Origin of the sequence: Microcoleus sp. (assembly GCF_041354475.1) — a bacterium.
GTDB lineage: Bacteria > Cyanobacteriota > Cyanobacteriia > Cyanobacteriales > Microcoleaceae > Microcoleus.
This window is the reverse complement of sequence record NZ_JBGJZU010000075.1, coordinates 11,543-31,006: the sequence shown is the minus strand read 5'-3', so window position 1 is coordinate 31,006 and position 19,464 is coordinate 11,543. Positions and strand designations below refer to the sequence as shown.

The following is a 19,464-nucleotide window of genomic DNA, read 5'->3' as shown; positions in this document are numbered from 1 at the left end:
GGAATCAAGAAGGAACTCCCTTTGGGGGGAATCAAGAAGGAACCCCCCCCTACCCCCCCCTTGGGGGGAATCAAGAGGGAACTCCCTTTGGGGGGAATCAAGAGGGAACCCCCCCCTACCCCCCCCAAGGGGGGAATCAAGAAGGAACTCCCGTTGAGGGGAAACAAGAAGGAACCCCCCCCTACCCCCCCCTTGGGGGGAATCAAGAAGGAAATCCCTTTGGGGGGAAACAAGAGGGAAGTCCCGTTGGGGGGAAGCAAGAGGGAACTCCCCTTTCTCTCTCTCCCATCGAGCAACAAATGGCCCGATTTCAAGCGCTCAGTGCCTGCTTTGTGGCCTTTGCCCACGGTTCCAATGATGTAGGTAATGCCGTTGCCCCCTTAGCTGCGATCGTCTATATCCGTCGCACAGGTTCCTTTCCTCTGAATGATTTCAGTGTTCCCCTGTGGATTTTAGTCCTCGGAGGTGTCGGAATAGTCATCGGTTTGGCCCTTTGGGGCGAAAATGTGATTGCCACAGTGGGGGAGGGCATCATCCAACTGCAACCAAGTGGCGGATTTTGTGCAGAATTAGCCACCGCTGCTACTGTCTTGTTAGCATCCCGCTTGGGGTTGCCTGTTTCCACTTCCCATGCTTTAGTCGGTGCAGTTGTGGGAGTGGGACTTGTCAATGGTTGGAAATCTGTACGTTGGCAAACTTTGCGGTCTATTGGTTCGGCTTGGTTAGTCACAATCCCCATCGCCGCAGGTTTGGCTGCTGCAATTTTCAGTATCGCGCGATCGATCAATCGATTTTAGATTTTGGATTTTAGATTTTGGATTCAAGAATTGATACCACATATCAAACAGTCAACAGTCAACTGACAACAGTCAACTGACAACTGACAACAGTCAACTAATCCTTCTGATTGCCTCGATTGGGATACTGTCGCAGTGGCAGTAGTTGCCAAGCAGCAGCATCTGCACCCCAGTTGCGAAAAATCTTTACAGAGGCAAAAATTTTAGCGAAACGCCAGTTGTAGTAACGCTTCCAGTCACCAGACCACTGGGCGGTTTCATCTGCGGTTTGCAAAGCTCTGACTTCGGCTTCGAGTGCTTCAGCATGGCGTTGTAGTATAATTTCTAATTGCACAAAGTGTTCTTCGGGCGATTCCCTCCGGGATAGCTTCGTTTGACCCAATTTTTTACTCTCCAACTCAGCAACTACTATAGTGTCAGCCGTCTTTTAGATAAAGTGACTGAAAATTGTCAACTAATTTACAAGATAGTTCAGAATACTGAACGTACAGTTTAAATTAGAGGTTATACGTTAATAATGGCGCAAGAGAACAAATACTCCGCAGGCGATCCAGAGGATGCCAAATCGGCAGAACAAGTCCTTAACTCGGTGATTCAGGAGCTGGACGCTTTGCATGAAAATGTCAAGGGCCAGTTAAATCAGGACATTACACGGCTCCAAAGTGAAAAAAATCACTTGATTCAGGATATTGAAAGCCTGAGACAGCAATATCGTAAATTGCAGTCTCAGCAAATGGAATCTTTGTCGGGCCGATATATTCATCAGCAGCAGTTGTGGCTCAAACAGTTGGCTCAAGTTTTGGCTCACAATCTCCAAGATTTGTTAGTGCAGCGGTTTAACGAACTCAGTGCTAATTCGGGACATTCTCTCAGTAGTCCCATTCCTAGCGGCGAGTTCCCCATACCGATGCCACCAAGTAACTATGATGAACGCGCTTCTGAGTTATTGGCGGCGCTAGACGATCGGATCGATCGCAGTTTTCAGATGCTGCAACAAGATTTGAGCAGCTATGAAAGTGAATTGTCGGTGCGGCTAAACAATATGCAAACCTTGGAGCGACAAGGCGAAGAGTTATTGCAGAATCTGGTAAACCGCATCAGGGAAGAACTTGAAGAAGAAGAAGCATATCTTGACAATCCTTTTGATGCAGAAGATTCCTATCCAGAGGAATTAACTAATTCTGTCCGTCCACAAATTATGCCTGCTGTACCTGCTGATAGCCAGGAAGCAGTTCCACGGCCCCATCCGGTGCAGCCGACAGCAGCCGTGGCTAAAGCACCTTCTCAAATGCAGATCGGTTTGGTGTTGGCTTTGTCTTCAGCGGTGGTATTGTCGATATTTAATGTTAGTTTGAGAATTCTGATTAAAAGCAGCAATCCTAGGATGATTTTCGGCTGGTTTGAAGTGCCTGGGGTTGTGACTCCTGGTTTTGGAAATTCTCTGTTGATTTTATTGATGCGGTTGATCGTGGTGATGGCTTTGATGCCTGTGTTGGCGACATTTCTTTATCCTTCTGTCTGGAAAGATATTAGGCGGTTGTTCCAGTCTCGCGATCGAGCTTTGTGGAGTAAGGTTTTAGGAAGCGCATTTTTTCTGTTTTTGTCTCAGGTTTTGATTTATTTGGCGATCGGCAATATTCCGGCGGGAATTGCGATTACGATTTTCTTTATTTATCCGATCGTCACCGTACTCGGTTCTTGGGTATTGTTTGGTGCTCGCCCCAGCACAGTGGGATTGTTAGCGATTTGCGGTATTACCGCAGGCTTGATTTTAGCTGGGTGGCCCAGTTTTGCCTCTCCGACTCCTGGCGGTGGCAATGTGGCAGTGGGAGTGACAGCCGCAGTTTGTTCAGGGATTACTTTTGCCGGCTACGTATTGCTGACGCAAATGGCTGCTGGTAAGCTACACCCAATTCCTTTTAGTTTGGTGAATTTTGCGGCGATTTTTGTGTTTTCTGCCCTGAGTTTGTGGGTGCCACTGTCAGAAAATTTGGCTCCTAGTATCGATCAAAATGTTTGGCCTGGTTTGATTGTTGGGGGTGTAGTTTTAGGTGTCCTGACGCTGTTTAGCTATCTTTTAAATAATTTTGCCATCCGATTTGCGGGGGCTGCTTTAGCATCAGTAATTGGAACTTTGGGACCTGCGATGACTGCGCTTTTCGGATTTCTGATTATTAATGAGAAGTTAAAGCCTGTAGCAATTCTCGGCATGGCTGTGGTGACATTGAGCGTGGCTGCTATGAGTATCGAACGGATAGTGACTCCTAAAAAGAGTGCTTCTTGAGGCAATATTTGATTTCTTCTATCTTCTCTTTTTTTAGGGGCTAGGGTGTGCGGGTGTCATTCTCAGGTAATATCAATTCCCGTTGTATCGGAATGATTAAACCACAGAGGACACAGAGGACACAGAGAAAGAGATGAGAGAAATAATAATTCCGATGTCAACGGATTTGATATAAATCATCGTTTTGTAGGGGTAGTGCGGCATTGCCTACCCCCCTTCCCGTACTAATTTCGGTATTTTTCAGGGGAATAAGGATTGAGATGGGTGCATCCCAATGTTGGAGGATATATTTGCAAAAATAGGATGCTCCCATTGAGATCGAACGCTAGCATCCTCCATACCAAAAACAAACGGCTTAGTTAGATATCTAACTAAGCCGTTTTGCTGTAAAGCTTGTATGACAAGATCCAACGGAGAGGGAGGGATTCGAACCCTCGTTGAAGTCACCCCCAAACAGCATTTCCAGTGCTGCGCCTTCAACCACTCGGCCACCTCTCCAAAGCTGAACTTTGTTTTTTTAGCCACAGTTTTACTACCTTATCAGAAGAAATCTGATTTGGCAAGGCCTAATGGCATAAATTTATTGTTTAATGTGGATAGGGCGTAAAACAAGTAGGGCAAATTCTGCTTCCAGATGTCGCAAACCGATTCATATCAAGAATTTGGTCTCCAAACTCAAATCTAAAATCCCACATCTAAAATCTAAAATTCCATGACTCGCTCTTACACAATTACAATTCACAACAGACAAACAGGCTCGTGCCACACCGTGCAAGTACCCGAAGACCGCTACATCCTCCAAAACGTGGAAAACCAAGGAGTAGACTTACCATATTCTTGCCGAAACGGTGCCTGTACCGCCTGTGCTGTCCGCGTTAAGTCTGGGGAACTGCACCAACCAGAAGCCATGGGACTTTCGGTGGAACTGCAAAAACAGGGTTATGCTTTGCTGTGTGTCAGTTATCCTCGTTCCAACATGGAAGTAGAGACACAAGATGAAGATGAAGTATACGAACTTCAATTTGGGCGCTACTTCGGGAAAGGTAAAGTGCGTATGGCTTTGCCATTAGATGAAGAGTGAGCGCAATGCCTACGGAAATATGCAAAATGCCAAGTTTCATTCTTCATCTCCTAGGTTTTGGCTACGCGAGGCTCAAGTACGCAAGGACTAATGCTGCGGTTACGCTGGGCATAAGTGGCCCATGCCGAAAGTTTCTGCATCGACTATTATCGATCGCCCTTTGTTGGTTGTTAGTTAGCTGCCAAAAACCGGAAATTCCCACAGGAACTTTCGTGAAAGTACAACGGACTGTCAGCGGACAAACTATCGAAATTGTCCGTACAGCAGACAAAATTGCCCTGTTAGAACAAGTTAGGTTGATTGGGATTGAAGCACCGGATTTAAAGCAACAGCCTTGGGGAGAAGCAGCCAAAAACCAACTGGAACAGCTTATTGGCGGGAAACAGGTGTTGTTAGAATTAGATGTTGAAGAGAAAGATAGGTTCGATCGCTTCTTAGCCTATTTGTGGGAAGATGGAGTGTTGGTCAATGAACGGCTAGTTAAAGAAGGTTACGCTTTGGCAAAGGTGCGATCGCCTAACAAGAAGTACCAGCAGCGACTTGTCAATGCTCAAGAATGGGCGAGACTAATGGGTAAAGGGATTTGGAATCCTAAACAGCCGCTGCGTCAAACTCCCGGAGAATTTCGCCAGCAAAATAACAAATAATCAATAACAAATAACAAATAACAAATAACAAATGACTAACAAAATTCAAGACTTATTAGAAATAGCCACCGAAGCGGCCCTCGCTGCTGGTTCCGTTCTGCAATCTTTCTGCGGAAAATTAGAAGAAATTCAAGAAAAAGGTCGATCGGGAGATTTAGTCACAGAAGCCGACAAAGCCTCCGAAGCGGTCATTTTAGAAATTCTGGGTCGCCATGTACCCGACCACGGGATACTTGCTGAAGAATCGGGTAAATTAGGGGATGCCAGTAGCAAATATCTGTGGGCGATCGACCCTTTGGACGGTACAACTAATTATGCCCACCAATATCCATTTGCCTGTGTGTCGATCGGACTTTTAATTGAAGGAGTACCACAAATTGGCGTAATTTTCGATCCGTTTCATAACGAATTGTTTCGGGCTGCGAAAGGATTGGGTGCTACCCGCAATCGACGGGCGATCGCAGTTTCCCAAACCTCTATATTGACCAAAAGTTTGTTAGTTACTGGCTTTGCTTACGATCGACGAGAAACAGCCGATAATAACTATGCCGAATTCTGTCACCTCACCCACCTCACCCAAGGAGTGCGACGCAGTGGCTCAGCAGCTCTCGACCTAGCTCACGTCGCCTGCGGCCGCTTAGATGGATACTGGGAACGGGGACTGTCTCCTTGGGATGTAGCCGCCGGCGTAGTCATTGTCTCGGAAGCTGGAGGTAAAGTTACAGCCTATGACGAGAGTCCCTTTGAGATTAACTCTGGTCGAGTTTTGGCGACAAACGGTAAGATTCATGCTGAACTCAGCGACGCATTGCTCAAAACACCCCCTTTATCGTCTTGGGGGTAGCCGCCCGGAGCCGAGGGCTAAGCATTAGTACGGGGGTCATAACCCCTTAACAGAAGCTACATTAAAGAATAAAGCATCGTCACAAGCCTGGGAAAGGAGAGTAATATTTATGTCTTTTGAAATGACAAAAGGGCTGTTTAAGTTTGACTTTACAGATCAGCACGCAATTTTGGGAGTTCCCTTAGATGCTGAGTTTAACGACATCCGCAAGCGTTACATGAAAATAGTCCGCCGCTTGCACTCGGATACTTGCCCTTTTGAAAATCAAGCTGATAAAGATTGGGCTAATCAGTTTTTGTCAAAAGTGGTCAATCCTGCTTACAACAAATTCTCCAAGGAAAGCGATCGCAAAGAATATAATTTGCTACTAACGGCTATCAGCAAGCGGGCCACGAAAGAAAAAGAGAAACAGCAAATCGAAAGCGCAGAAGCCAAACAGTTAGCCCGGAGTGGAAATTGGGAAGAAACTTACAAAACAGCAATGAGCAAACTGGCGGACAACCAATACGAATCCGCTGAGCAAGCCCTAGAGGTCATCAATCAAATGAGCGAACTCAATCTGGTTTACCTGCTGCGAAAAGAAAACGTCATGATTCCAACCGGGGTGGTAACTCCGAAACCGGAAAAGCCAGATAAAAAAGAATTAAAAGTAGTACCTCCGACTCCGGTTGTTCCTCCAACGACTACCAAAAAAAATTCTTTGGTGGAACAACATTGCCGCTGTGCTCAGGGATTTATGGATAGCAAAAATTACGCCAAAGCAATTTTGGAGTTGAGGGAAGCTCAAAAGCGCGAACCGAAAAATAGCAAGTGTCACGCTATGTTGGCAATGTGTTATTTGATGCAAGGTCAAGGAACAATGGCTAAGCTGGAGGTGCAAAAAGCTTTGGTATCTAATCCAGAAGAGCCGATGGCTTTGGAAGTGAAGAAAAAGCTGGAACAGCCAGCTTCCGGGGCGAAAGCTAAAAAGGGTGAGGATAAGCAAGGTGGCTTTTTTGCGAGTTTTTCCAATTTGTTTGGTGGGGGGAAGAAGAAATGATGAGGCGGAGGCAAAAAAATTAGACTTGGTGATAGTTGAATTGGTTAAAGTCGAATGCTAAACTGGTCAGGTTCGACTTTAACATCGTCCCCTCAAGCTAAGTTTCTAGCTGCATCGAAAATCCCCAATCTAAAATCCCAAATTGATATGGTTCACCAACCCCCATCGGGCGCAAGAGATTTATTGCCCCTTGACGTAGCTCAAAAAATTTCGATCGAACGCCGTTTGCAGCAAGTTTTTCATCGCTGGGGCTATCACCGGATTATTACTTCGACTCTAGAAAGGCTGGAGACATTGATGGCTGGAGGGGCGATCGACCGATCGACCTTAATTCAATTGCAAGATGCCGTCGATGGAGAACTAGGCTTGCGTCCAGAATTGACTGCTTCCATCGCCCGCGCTGCTGTGATGCGGATGGCCGGGACTCCCTGGCAGCCTCAGCGTCTATATTACAATGCTAATGTGTTTCGCAAAGGCCCCGATACAGGCTCTGGGGGGCAGCAGGAGTTCTATCAAGCAGGGGTAGAGTTGCTAGGCTCCGGGGGGACGATGGCTGATGCGGAAGTGCTACTACTGCTGTCTGAGTGCTTGCAGGGTTTAGAAATTGATGACTGGCATTTGGTGCTGGGAGAAGCGGGTTTAACTGCTACTTTGTTGGAACCGTTTCCGCCAAATGTGCGCTCCCAAGTTCGGGGGGCGATCGCCAATCTCGATCGAGTAGGCTTGGAAAATTTACCGCTGTCTACGGAATTGCGAGAAAGAGCTCTACTATTATTTGACTTGCGGGGCCGCCCAGAAGATGTGTTTCCGATTGTGGCAAAGCTCGATTTAGATGAGCCGCAACAAGCAGCCTTAAATAATCTGAAATCGGCGATCGAATTGCTATACCAATGTCAATCAAAAATCCCGAATCTGAAATCCCATATCCACCTAGACTTGAGTTTAATTCAAACCTTTGACTACTACACGGGAATTGTGTTTGAAGTTGTCAGCAGTCCCAAGACGGGACAGCGAGTGTTGGGACAAGGGGGACGGTACGATCGCCTCTTGGGATTGTTCGATCCCCAAGGGCAAAATCACCCTGGAATTGGGTTTTGTTTGAATATTGAAGATTTGCACCAAATTTTGTTAACGGAGGGTCAATTAGCAAAAGAGACCCCAGCCAGCGACTTTTTGGTTGTGCCTCAAACCTCTGATGCTGCGGCTGCGGCTTTTGTTTATGCTCGAAAACTCCGAGAGTCTAGCGAGGTAGTTCGGGTAGAAATCGATTTGGAGAGTCGGGAGACTGTGGATGGGGTGCGGGAATATGCGCGCGATCGACGCATTGCTCAAATTGCCTGGGTGAATGCCGAAGGATTCCCGACAATTGAAATGGTAAATTAATAGCTCAGTCCTGGACGGACTATCAACCTAAAAAACCCGGTACGATCGCGGAGAACACTGTGTCACATACTATCGTTACGAATATTTGCGAAGGGGTTGCTGATTGCGTCGGCGCTTGTCCGGTTGCTTGCATCCAACCTGGCGATGGCAAAAATGTCAAGGGTACAGATTGGTTTTGGATTGATTTTGATACCTGCATTGACTGCGGTATTTGTTTGCAGGTGTGTCCTGTCGAAGGTGCGATCGTCGCCGATGAGCGGCCAGAGTTACAGCAAACTCCCACTTGATTGAGTTGACTCTTTTCTTCCTTTGTGTCCTTCGCGTCTTCGCGGTTCGTTAAAGTTCTATAGGGACTTTTTTTTACTAACCACAGAGGGCGCAGAGGACACAGAGAGGAAGGTTGAGAAATATCGAAAAATCTCAAGTTTATATATCTTAATTGCAGGTAATTAATTATGCTACTTTTAGATCCAGAAACTCTGGTTCCTGCCGCTCAACAGCGCGTCATTTTATATGAGGTGACTTGGGAACAATATAAGCAACTTTCTGATATGTTTGTTGATGATTTTCCCAGAATGACGTATTTGGAAGGAACGTTAGAAATTATTATGACGACTTCGCCGGAACATGAAAGACTGAAAAAAATTATTGCCCGGTTGATCGAAACCTATGCGGTTGAAAGGTTAATTAATCTCAACGGTTACGGAAATGCTACATTTCGCCGTGAAGCTGTGAGACGGGGCGCGGAACCAGATGAGTGTTACTGCTTGGGTACATTGGCAGAAATCCCGGATATTGCGATCGAAATTGCTCTGACTAGCGGTGGTATTGACAAGCTGGAAGTGTATCGCGGTTTGCAGATTCCTGAAGTCTGGTTTTGGGTGAACAATCAGTTTTCTGTTTACCACTTGCGAGAAGAAGGTTATGAGTTAATTTCAAGGAGTGAATTTTTGCCAGAGTTGGACTTATCTGTATTGGGTCAATATGTTGGTTCTGTAAATCAGACTGAAGCTATCATTGCTTATAGAACTTTTTTGCAAACAGCTAAGTAGCTAAACTTATTTAAGCAATAACTAATCACCAATGCAATCGATCGCACTTTCCCAGACTCACCTATTGTCCATCCGCAGCCACGCCGAAAACACCTACCCTGAAGAGTGCTGCGGTTTGTTGTTAGGTACGATCGCGGACAATGTTAAAACCTTAGTAGCAGTTTGGCCAACCAAAAATGCCTGGAGTGCGGAAACTGAAGATAATTGCTCAGATTCAAAATTATTGACAAAAAAACGCAGATATGCTATATCACCACAAGATATGCTGGAGGGAATGAAAGAGGGGCGCGATCGCAATTTAGAAATTATCGGCATCTACCATTCTCACCCAGATGGTCAGGCAATACCCTCAGAGTGCGATCGCACCCTCGCCTGGCCGCAATACTCCTACATCATTGTGTCCGTTCCACAAGGCCGTTGTGAAGACGTCCGCAGTTGGACTCTAGACAGAGAAAACAAATTCCAAGCCGAGGAAATCCTCACATTAGATTAAGAAATAATTACTAAAAATCACAAACACGCCAAACTGCGAAAGATTTAGATAGGATATAATTCAAAATCGGCGCTACACAGAATATCATGCTAAATCCTAATCTGGACGAGATCCAGCTCAACAAAGAAGAATACGAACGCTACTCTCGCCACCTAATCCTGCCAGAAGTTGGATTGGATGGGCAGAAGCGTCTCAAAGCTGCCAGCGTACTCTGTATCGGCACAGGAGGACTCGGTTCACCACTGCTGCTGTATTTAGCAGCGGCAGGGATTGGCCGCATTGGTATTGTAGACTTTGATATTGTTGACACTTCCAACTTGCAGCGGCAGGTAATTCACGGCACATCTTGGATAGGAAAACCCAAGATTGAATCGGCTAAAAATCGGATTTTAGAAATCAATCCTTTGTGTCAAGTTGATTTGTACGAAACTCGCGTTAGTTCCGAAAATGCGATCGCCATTGCGACACCCTATGACATCATTATCGATGGCACAGACAACTTCCAAACTCGCTACTTGATGAACGACGTTTCGGTGCTATTAAATAAGCCCAACGTCTACGGTTCCATCTTCCGATTTGAAGGCCAAGCAACAGTTTTCAACTACGAAGGTGGCCCCAATTACCGAGATTTGTACCCAGAACCCCCACCGCCAGGGATGGTACCTTCCTGTGCTGAAGGTGGCGTTTTAGGCGTATTACCAGGAGTTATTGGCTGCATTCAAGCCACTGAAGCAATCAAAATTATCTTGGGTCAAGGCACTACTTTGAGCGGCAGACTGTTGCTGTACAATGCCTTAGACATGACATTCCGGCAGTTAAAACTGCGACCAAATCCAGTGCGCCCAGTAATTGAAAAATTAATCGATTACGAACAATTCTGCGGGATTCCTCAAGCCAAAGCAGACGAAGCAAAAATACAAGTTGCTGAAATGACTGTCACGGAACTTAAGCAGTTAATCGATAGCGGTGCGAAGGATTTTCTCCTGCTAGATGTTCGGAATCCTAACGAGTATCAAATTGCTCAAATTCCTGGGTCAGTATTAGTACCTTTACCGGATATTGAAAACGGCAATGGTGTTGAGAAAGTCAAGGAATTGTTGAATGGCCACCGATTAATTGCACATTGCAAAATGGGCGGGCGTTCTGCGAAGGCTTTGGGTATTTTGAAGGAAGCTGGTATTGAGGGAATTAATGTTAAGGGCGGAATTACGGCTTGGAGTCAAGAAGTAGACCCCTCAGTGCCTCAATATTAAGTCAAATCCAATCCGTTTGCATCGGAATCAAATCTCTCCCCCTACTCTGCTTCCTCTGCGTACTCTGCGGTTAAATCATATAAATTCTGGTTGTATCGGAATGATTTAACCGCGAAGGCGCTAAGGACGCGAAGGAAGAGAAGAGAGAGTTTAATACAGGACGATGAAGAGAGGATTTTATATCATTCCGTTTGCATCGGAATCAAATCTCTCCCCGTACTCTGCTTCCTCTGCGTACTCTGCGGTTAAATCATATAAATTCTGGTTGTATCGGAATGATTTAACCACAGAGAACACAGAGAACACAGAGAGAAATTAATAATTCCGATGCAACCGAAATTGAGATGAATTATCAAAAATAATGCTGTGTCCCTACCCCATATCTCTATTGGGTAGGGACACAGCACTGCTGTGTCCTATATTACAGGACTCTCGATTAAACGCTGAAAGCGAGTTCAGGTAATTTCGGTTCCGATGAGTCACCGGGTAACACCTTCACTACACCGTTTTCATCGACATCTACGATCGCACTTTGGCCTTCTTTTAGCCTACCAGACAACATTTCCTCAGCCAGTACATCTTCCAGCAATCGCATAATTGCGCGCCGTAAGGGCCGGGCACCATAACTGGGATTGTAGCCTTCTTTAACTAACAGTTCCTTGAATGCTTCTGTGACAGACAAGGTGATTTCCTGTTCGGTTAATCGGCTGAAAAGTTGCTGCAACATGATGTCAGCAATCTGCTTGACTTCTTGTTTGTTCAACTGGCGGAAGACGATAATTTCATCCAAGCGGTTGAGAAATTCTGGACGGAAAAACTGTTTGAGTTCCTCATTTACTAAATTCCGAACTCGGTTGTATTGACCATCGGCTGCATCTTCAGCAAAGTCAAAACCGAGGCCGCCGCCACCTTTTTCAATCACTTTAGAACCGATGTTTGATGTCATAATCAGCAGGGTATTCTTGAAGTCTACTGTCCGACCTTTGGCATCAGTCAGGCGGCCGTCTTCTAAGATTTGCAGCATCATGTTGAAGACATCTGGGTGCGCTTTTTCGATTTCGTCGAACAAGACTACCGTGTAAGGACGACGACGAACTGCTTCTGTTAGTTGGCCGCCTTCGTCATAGCCGACGTAACCCGGAGGTGAACCGATCAGTTTGGAAACCGTGTGGCGTTCCATATACTCGGACATATCTAACCGAATCATGGATTCTTCGGAACCGAAGAAATAAGCTGCTAAAGCTTTGGTGAGTTCGGTTTTGCCGACGCCTGTGGGGCCGGAAAAGATGAAACTAGCGATCGGGCGATTCGGATTTTTCAACCCTACCCGCGCGCGACGGATGGCCTTAGAAACTGCGGTTACAGCTTCTTCTTGGCCGATTAAACGCTGGTGCAAAGTGTCTTCCATGTGCAGCAGCAATTCTGATTCGGATTCTGTCAGTTTGCTGACTGGTACTCCTGTCCAATTGGCGACGATGTGGGCGATGTCTTCTTCGGTGACGATGGGAGAGATTCTGATTTGGCTTTTGTTGATTGTCGCTTCGGCGATTTCGGCTTCGATTGCTAATTCGCGATCGCGCAATTTGCTAGCTTTCTCGAAGTCTTGTTCCCGAACAGCGATATCCTTCTCTTTGCTGACAGCCGGCAGTTGTTTTTTGAGCTCTTTGACTTCTGGCGGAGTTTGGGAATTAAGCACATGGACGCGGGAACCTGCTTCGTCAATTAAGTCGATCGCCTTGTCGGGCAAAAATCGATCGTTAATGTACCTGTCTGAAAGTGTAGCTGCTGCTTCTAAAGCTGCATCAGAAATTGTCAGTTTGTGATGCTGTTCGTAAGCCGATCGCAAACCATACAATATTTCGATCGTTTCCGCCACACTCGGTTCGCCAACTTTAATCGGTTGGAACCGCCGTTCTAAGGCTGCATCGCGCTCAATGTATTTGCGATATTCGTCTAGGGTAGTAGCACCGACACACTGCAATTCGCCTCTGGCTAGGGCTGGTTTGAGCATATTGGAGGCATCCATACTGCCTTGAATTGCCCCTGCACCCACTAAGGTATGAATTTCATCTATTACCAAAATGATGTTGCCTGCTGCGCGAATTTCCGCCATGATTTTGGTCAGGCGTTCTTCAAATTCGCCACGGAATTTTGTCCCTGCAATCAGCGAACCCATATCGAGGCTGATTACTTGTTTGTCTTCCAAAATTTCCGGCACATTTCTGTTAACAATCCGCTGGGCCAGTCCTTCGGCGAGGGCTGTTTTGCCTACTCCCGGTTCGCCGACTAGCACGGGGTTATTCTTCGTGCGGCGGCCTAGCACTTGAATGACGCGCTCGATTTCGTTTTCGCGACCCACGACAGGATCTAGTTTACCTTCGGCGGCTAACTTCGTGAGGTTTGTGCCAAATTCTTCTAAAGTCGGGATTTTGCGATCGGTATTTTGACGGCCTCCCGATACCGCAGCCACTTCTCCCACTGCACGAATTACCTGGGTGCGGACTCTGGCGCGATCGATCCCCAAGTTTTGCAGCACTTTGGCCGCGACACCTTCGTCGTCTTGGATCAGTCCCAGTAAAATATGTTCGGTGCCGATGTAATTGTGTCCTAGCTGCCGCGCTTCATTCAGCGCTGTCTCAAAAATCCGCTTCACGCGAGGTGTAAACGGAATTTCAGGCGGTAGGAAGCCGGAACCTCTGCCGATGATATTTTCGATTTCATTGCGCGCCTCTTTCAAGTTGAGGCCCATGTCTAGTAATACTTTTGCAGCGATGCCAGTGCCTTCGCCCACGAGTCCCAGGAGGATTTGCTCAGTACCCACAAAATTATGACCCAGGCGGCGCGCTTCCTCTTGGGCTAGCATTATTGCTTTAATGGCTTGTTCTGTAAAGCGTTCAAACATATTTTCCCATCCTACTAACTTGGCTAGGGCTGTATCGCTGCTGGTGAGGAGCGATTTTGAGTAATACACAAATTATATATGTAAATTTTTGTGTATTTACTTCAATATAATGTATCGCTGCTGAGGATGTGCCGACAGTGAGGAGAGCCGAATAGTAGGGGGGTGGTTGCCGTCCGCTACTTAGTTGGGATATTAATTAGAAGGAATCTCAGAATAATTACATAATTACCAATATTCTATATCGGAATCATGTAGGTGTCACCCGTTCGACCTATCAAATTTTCCGGGTTTTCACTTAGCCATGCCATGATGGCCATGTCAAGTATAAATCTCTAATCCACTGAGTTATTTGGAAAAGCCCATGCCCTTTCGCTCACAATACCAAATCCATTCTACTTTGTACGAAGGTATAGAAACCATTATTTACCGAGGAAATATTCCTCACCAGCAGCAAACTACCATACTCAAGATCCTGAAAGGGGAATATCCTACCCTCGATGCCATTACTCGCATCAAGCATGAGTACCGGATTCGGGAAAACTTAGACCATCCTAGTCTAGTGAAAGTCCTTACTCTGAAAAGTTACAACCACCGCTTGGGTTTGCTTTTAGAAGATTTTGGTGGCGAATCAGTCGATCGACTAATGTCGAGACAAAAACTCGAACTCATTACTTGTCTGAAGATTGCGATCGCGATCGCCAACAGCTTAAAATACCTGCATCTTCACAACATTATTCATAAAGATATCAAACCCAGCAACATTATTATCAACTCTCAAACAGGAGTGATTAAATTAACCGATTTCGGTATTGCTTCGCAATTGCCCAAAGAAAATCCCCAAATCAATAATTTTAACTCCACAATCGGTACTTTTGCTTATATGTCTCCCGAACAAACTGGGAGAATGAACCGATTTCTCGACTACCGCACCGACTTCTATTCCCTAGGAGTTACCCTGTATGAAATGCTAACAGGTGAATTACCATTTCCCAGTAACGACCCCTTAGAAATAGTTTACAGTCACATAGCCTCTCAAGCCATTTTACCAGACCAAATAAATTCCGACATTCCGCAGACTATTTCCCACATAGTCATGAAATTGATCGCAAAGAATGCCGAAGACAGGTATCAAAGCGCCGCCGGATTATTAGCAGATTTGGAAAATTGTTTACATCAATTAATAAACAAGGGAGAAATTACTGATTTCTGCCCCGGAAAATTAGATATATTAAGTCAGTTATTGATTCCCCAAAAATTGTACGGACGGGAAAAACAAGTAAGCGAATTATTAGCCGCCTTTGGACGAGTAGCTAATCCCGTCGATGAAAATTCTTCCCATTCCCAAGTCGAACTGATGCTAGTATCTGGTTATTCAGGTATCGGCAAATCAGCAACAGTTAAGGAAATTCATAAACCCATTACCCGACAGCGGGGCTATTTTATTTCCGGTAAATTTGACCAATTCCAGCGGAATACACCTTACGCATCCTTAATTCAAGCTTTTCAATCTTTGAGCCAGCAGTTACTTACAGAAAGTAGCAAAAATTTACAAACCTGGAAACATAAACTTTTAGCTGCACTCGGTGATTCAGCACAAGTAATTATTGACGTAATTCCTGAACTAGAATTGCTGATTGGTAAACAGCCACCAGTCCCTGAACTTGCCCCAAAAGAAGCACAAAATCGCTTTCACAGGTTATTCAAAGATTTAATTCATGTATTTGCACGGAAAGAACATCCATTAGTCATATTTCTCGATGACTTGCAGTGGGCTGATTCAGCGACATTGAAATTAATTGAATTACTGGCTATAAATCCTGAAACGAAATATTTGTTATTAATTGGAGCCTATCGGGATAATGAAGTTAACTCGACACATCCTTTGATGCAAACAGTAAAACATATTCAGGAACAGGGAACAATTGTCAACTATTTAGTATTAAAACCCCTAGATTTAGACCAGGTTAACAGATTCATCTCTGACACATTAAACAAATCAGAATTTTGTGAAGATTTAGCTAAATTGTTGTGGAATAAAACTGGTGGTAATCCATTTTTCTTAACTCAGTTAATCAAAGCTATTTATCAAGAAAATCTCTTAAAGTTTGATTTTTATCAGGCTGAATGGCAGTGGAACATAGAAGCTATTCAAGCTATTGGAATTACAGATAAAACTGTAGTAGAACTATTAGTAAATCGCCTGCAAAAACTACCAAAAATCACACAAGATATTTTACAATTAGCTGCTTGTATCGGAGACCATTTCACTCTAAATGTTCTGTCTACAATTAACAAAAAGTCTGTGTCAGTCACTGGCTTGGAATTATGGGATGCTTTGCAAGCCGGGTTGATACTTCCTTTGAATGAAAGCTACCTGATTCCTTTACTTTTCGATGGGAAAGAAGCAATTGATTTAAGCTTCAACCCTGCCCTAGTAGGTTATAAATTTTTACACGATCGAGTCCAGCAAGCAGCTTATTCTCTGATTCCCGATAGTGAGAAAAAAGCCACCCATATGAGCATAGGTAAAATCCTCTTGGAAAGCACGCCCCACGATAAATTAGAGGAAAATATTTTTGATATTGTTAATCAATTGAATGTGGGAATTGATAACATCGAAGTGGTTATAAAAAAAACCGAGATTGCCGAATTAAATCTGATTGCTGGGCGTAAGGCAAAAGCTGCTAATGCTTACGAAGCTGCTGTCAAATATTTGAAGGCAGGAATGTCACTCTTAGCATCTGATAGTTGGGTTAGTAACTATGATTTGACCCTTAAATTATATGTAGAATTGGCAGAAGCAGAATGTTTCAATACTAATTTTGAGCAAGCAACTGCTTTGGGTGAAGTAGTTTTAACTTGTGCGAAAAATCGGCTCGATTGCATGAAAGTGTATCAGCTTCAAATACAGATATTTCAAGCTCAAAGCCAGATGCTGAAAGCTGTGGAAACTGGGATTGAAGTTTTGAATATTCTCGGATTTAAATTATTAGACGAAAACCTAGAAATCCCTAAATTACCCAGCATTGATGATATAGAAAACCTGCCAGAAATGACAGATCCCTATCAACTAGCAGCTTTGCAAATACTAATAGCTATCTATCCTCCTGCTTATATTGCCAAACCCGAAATTGTGTCGCCACTCGTCTTGACAATGGTAAATCTTTGTCTGACAAAGGGCCATTCAGGGTTAGCCGCTTTTCCCTATACTCTTTATGGCATGATGTTATGTGGAGTTAAGGGTGATATTGTCTCTGGATATCATGCTGGAATCATTGCCTTAAAACTGTTGGAAAAATTCCATGATCTTCAACATAAAGCCAAAGTTTACGTCATGTTTAATGGCCACATAAAACTTTGGCAAGAGCCTGCTAAAAATACACTATCTGGATTTTTAGAAGCAAGGAAAATCGGTGTAGAAGTAGGTGATATGGAATGGGCTATTTATAGCTCTAAGCACTACATTATCAATTTGTTTCTAGTGGGAGAACCTTTAGAATATGTCGAACAGCAACAAGCTATATATATGCAATTTTTGGCAAAAAATAAGCATGAATTTGCCATTGGTTATGCTAAAGTTTGGCAAGTAGTTGCTTTGAGTTTAAGAAGTGAAACAGCAGAGCAAGTAGCCTTAGTTAGCCGTGGATTGGATGACTCGGCGATGCTGTCTCTGTGGCGGAAACATAATAATCGAATGTCGCTATTTGCTGCTTATGTAGCTCAAGTGATGATGCTGTTCTTATTTAAAGATTATGCTCTGGCTGTGGCTAGGGCTAAACTAGCAGTAGAATATGCAGATGGGGCGATCGGGCTGATTACTATCGGGGTACATAATTTTTATTATTCGCTTTCTCTCCTCGCTGATTACCCTCAGACACCAAATCAAACAGAATCTTTAGCTATTGTTGAATCCAATCAGATAAAAATGAAGTTTTGGGCATATCATGCACCCATGAACTATCAACATAAATTTGATTTGGTGGCAGCGGAAAAAGCTCGAATATTAGGCAATAAGCTAGAAGCAATGGACTATTATGACCTAGCTATTAAAGGAGCTGCTGCTAACGGTTATCTCCAAGAAGAAGCATTAGCTTATGAATTAGCTGGAGAGTTTTATCAATCTTTGGGTAAGGAAATAATTGCCAGAGCTTATCTGGATAAAGCTTATTATGCTTACATACACTGGGGAGCTATAGCCAAAGTTAAAGACTTAGAATCTCGCTATGGTTATTTAGTCGATCGCTCGCGACAAATCCTCTATCCTAATGTCAGTGCCACCACTGTAACAACCACGATTAATCAGAATTTGTCCCTTGATATATCAACAGTTGTCAAAGCATCTCAAGCTCTTTCTGGTGAAGTTTTTATCAGTAGTTTGTTAGAGAAACTCCTATATATCATCAGGGAAAATGCCGGAGCGGAGAAAATAATTTTTATTGCCAATACGGGTCATAAATTAGCAATAGAAGTGGCATTATTCGGTGACAACAATGATGTTACCGTGCTAGAATCTCTGCCAATAACCGAAGGTGGACTGTTGCCAATTTCCTTGATTAACTATGTAGAAAAAACTAGAGAACCCTTAGTTTTAGAAGATGCTACAGTCACCGATAAATTCAATTTTGATCCTTATCTTACCCTCCATCAACCCCTATCTATTCTGGTATTGCCCGTGATTCATCAAGGCAATCTGAAAGGAATTTTTTACTTAGAAAATAATCTCATCAAAGGTGCTTTTACCAAGGAAAGGTTAGAAGTTTTGAAAATGCTGTCGGCACAAGCAGCGATATCTCTAGAAAATTCCAGTTTCTATACAGTTCTGGAAAAGCGAGTAGTCGAAAGAACTCAGGAATTACAAGCCACCTTAGAAGAACTAAGTCGCACTCAATTACAGTTAATTCAAAGTGAAAAAATGTCGAGTTTAGGGCAATTAGTTGCGGGAATTGCTCACGAAATCAATAATCCGATTAATTTTATTCATGGAAATTTACATTATAGCGATCGATATCTTCAAAATCTAGTTGATTTATTGCTTTTATACCAAAAATATTACCCACAGCCGGTGCAGTCTATAGTCGATAAAAGTGAGGAAATCGAGTTAGATTTTTTAATCCAAGATTTTTATAAAATGATTGATTCGATGAAAGTAGGTGCTGGGAGAGTTCGCGATATTGTGCTGTCGTTGCGAAATTTTGCCAGACTTGATGAATCAGAAATAAAATGGGTGAATCTCCATGAAGGCATCGACAGTACCTTGATGATTTTGCATAAAAGATTAAGTGGAATAACAGTGATTAAGCAGTACGCAAACTTGCCTTTGGTGAACTGCTATGCCGGAGAAATTAATCAGGTATTTATGAATTTACTGATGAATGCTATTGATGCTTTGTCTCGCGGAATTGGCAGCAAAGTTGACCAGACACAGCCTCCGACAATTTGGATTGTGACTGAAGTATTAGAAAAAAATAAAGTGGCGATTCGGATTGCTGATAATGGTATGGGGATGAATTCGGAGGTGAAAGCCAGAATTTTCGATCCGTTTTTTACTACAAAACCAGTGGGTAAAGGCACTGGTTTGGGACTGTCAATCAGTTATAAAATTGTGCTAGATCAGCACGGAGGAAAGTTGATTTGTGACTCTGCACCGGGAGAGGGAGCAGAGTTTAAAATGGTGCTTCCCTATTGATGA

14 protein-coding genes and 1 tRNA gene are annotated in these 19,464 nt (G+C 44.0%); 12 read left to right on the top strand and 3 right to left on the bottom strand.

The window, feature by feature from the left end:
- Positions 1 to 797, top strand: a 797-nt coding sequence (locus ACBR23_RS22775; RefSeq protein WP_371125684.1) for an inorganic phosphate transporter, incomplete at its 5' end; no start/stop codon positions are given.
- Positions 798 to 894: 97 nt separating this feature from the next.
- Here ACBR23_RS22775 and ACBR23_RS22770 read toward each other — a convergent pair.
- Complete coding sequence (locus tag ACBR23_RS22770) at positions 895 to 1,131, bottom strand: hypothetical protein (RefSeq protein WP_341739701.1); 237 nt, start codon at positions 1,129 to 1,131, stop codon at positions 895 to 897.
- 183 nt (positions 1,132 to 1,314) lie between these two features.
- Here ACBR23_RS22770 and ACBR23_RS22765 point away from each other — a divergent pair, with 183 nt between their 5' ends.
- Complete coding sequence (locus ACBR23_RS22765; protein ID WP_371119786.1) at positions 1,315 to 3,081, top strand: EamA family transporter; 1,767 nt, start codon at positions 1,315 to 1,317, stop codon at positions 3,079 to 3,081.
- A gap of 411 nt (positions 3,082 to 3,492) precedes the next feature.
- On the opposite strand, the gene ACBR23_RS22760 is transcribed toward ACBR23_RS22765, so the two are convergent.
- Positions 3,493 to 3,579 (bottom strand) — tRNA-Ser (locus ACBR23_RS22760).
- 214 nt (positions 3,580 to 3,793) lie between these two features.
- Here ACBR23_RS22760 and ACBR23_RS22755 point away from each other — a divergent pair.
- The 9 genes from ACBR23_RS22755 to moeB all read left to right on the top strand — a co-directional run bounded on the left by ACBR23_RS22755 (position 3,794) and on the right by moeB (position 10,873).
- The gene (locus ACBR23_RS22755) at positions 3,794 to 4,162 is read left to right on the top strand and encodes a 2Fe-2S iron-sulfur cluster-binding protein (RefSeq protein ID WP_371116611.1); all 369 of its coding nucleotides are present in this window, start codon (positions 3,794 to 3,796) and stop codon (positions 4,160 to 4,162) included.
- Positions 4,163 to 4,188: 26 nt separating this feature from the next.
- Positions 4,189 to 4,809, top strand: coding sequence for a thermonuclease family protein (locus ACBR23_RS22750; protein WP_371116612.1), 621 nt, complete (start codon positions 4,189 to 4,191; stop codon positions 4,807 to 4,809).
- Positions 4,810 to 4,840: 31 nt separating this feature from the next.
- Complete coding sequence (locus tag ACBR23_RS22745) at positions 4,841 to 5,653, top strand: inositol monophosphatase family protein (protein ID WP_371116613.1); 813 nt, start codon at positions 4,841 to 4,843, stop codon at positions 5,651 to 5,653.
- Positions 5,654 to 5,762: 109 nt separating this feature from the next.
- Positions 5,763 to 6,692 carry a tetratricopeptide repeat protein gene (locus tag ACBR23_RS22740; RefSeq protein WP_371119785.1) on the top strand — a complete coding sequence of 310 codons (930 nt, stop codon included), beginning with the start codon at positions 5,763 to 5,765 and terminating at the stop codon, positions 6,690 to 6,692.
- 147 nt (positions 6,693 to 6,839) lie between these two features.
- On the top strand, positions 6,840 to 8,075 hold the full coding sequence (locus ACBR23_RS22735; RefSeq protein WP_371119796.1) for an ATP phosphoribosyltransferase regulatory subunit: 1,236 nt from the start codon (positions 6,840 to 6,842) through the stop codon (positions 8,073 to 8,075).
- A 59-nt stretch (positions 8,076 to 8,134) separates the two neighbouring features.
- On the top strand, positions 8,135 to 8,362 hold the full coding sequence (locus ACBR23_RS22730) for a ferredoxin family protein (protein ID WP_341732525.1): 228 nt from the start codon (positions 8,135 to 8,137) through the stop codon (positions 8,360 to 8,362).
- Between the two features lie 168 nt (positions 8,363 to 8,530).
- Positions 8,531 to 9,127 carry a Uma2 family endonuclease gene (locus tag ACBR23_RS22725; RefSeq protein WP_341739695.1) on the top strand — a complete coding sequence of 199 codons (597 nt, stop codon included), beginning with the start codon at positions 8,531 to 8,533 and terminating at the stop codon, positions 9,125 to 9,127.
- Positions 9,128 to 9,158: 31 nt separating this feature from the next.
- Positions 9,159 to 9,620 (top strand): Mov34/MPN/PAD-1 family protein, encoded by a 462-nt coding sequence (locus ACBR23_RS22720; RefSeq protein ID WP_371116615.1) that lies wholly within the window; start codon positions 9,159 to 9,161, stop codon positions 9,618 to 9,620.
- 86 nt (positions 9,621 to 9,706) lie between these two features.
- Positions 9,707 to 10,873, top strand: coding sequence for a molybdopterin-synthase adenylyltransferase MoeB (gene moeB / locus ACBR23_RS22715; RefSeq protein WP_371119784.1), 1,167 nt, complete (start codon positions 9,707 to 9,709; stop codon positions 10,871 to 10,873).
- Positions 10,874 to 11,309: 436 nt separating this feature from the next.
- Here moeB and ACBR23_RS22710 read toward each other — a convergent pair whose 3' ends face one another.
- Positions 11,310 to 13,775 carry an ATP-dependent Clp protease ATP-binding subunit gene (locus ACBR23_RS22710; RefSeq protein ID WP_371116629.1) on the bottom strand — a complete coding sequence of 822 codons (2,466 nt, stop codon included), beginning with the start codon at positions 13,773 to 13,775 and terminating at the stop codon, positions 11,310 to 11,312.
- Between the two features lie 361 nt (positions 13,776 to 14,136).
- Between ACBR23_RS22710 and ACBR23_RS22705 the strand changes: the two genes are divergently transcribed.
- The gene (locus ACBR23_RS22705) at positions 14,137 to 19,461 is read left to right on the top strand and encodes an AAA family ATPase (protein ID WP_371119783.1); all 5,325 of its coding nucleotides are present in this window, start codon (positions 14,137 to 14,139) and stop codon (positions 19,459 to 19,461) included.
- The last annotated feature ends 3 nt before the right edge of the window (positions 19,462 to 19,464 follow it).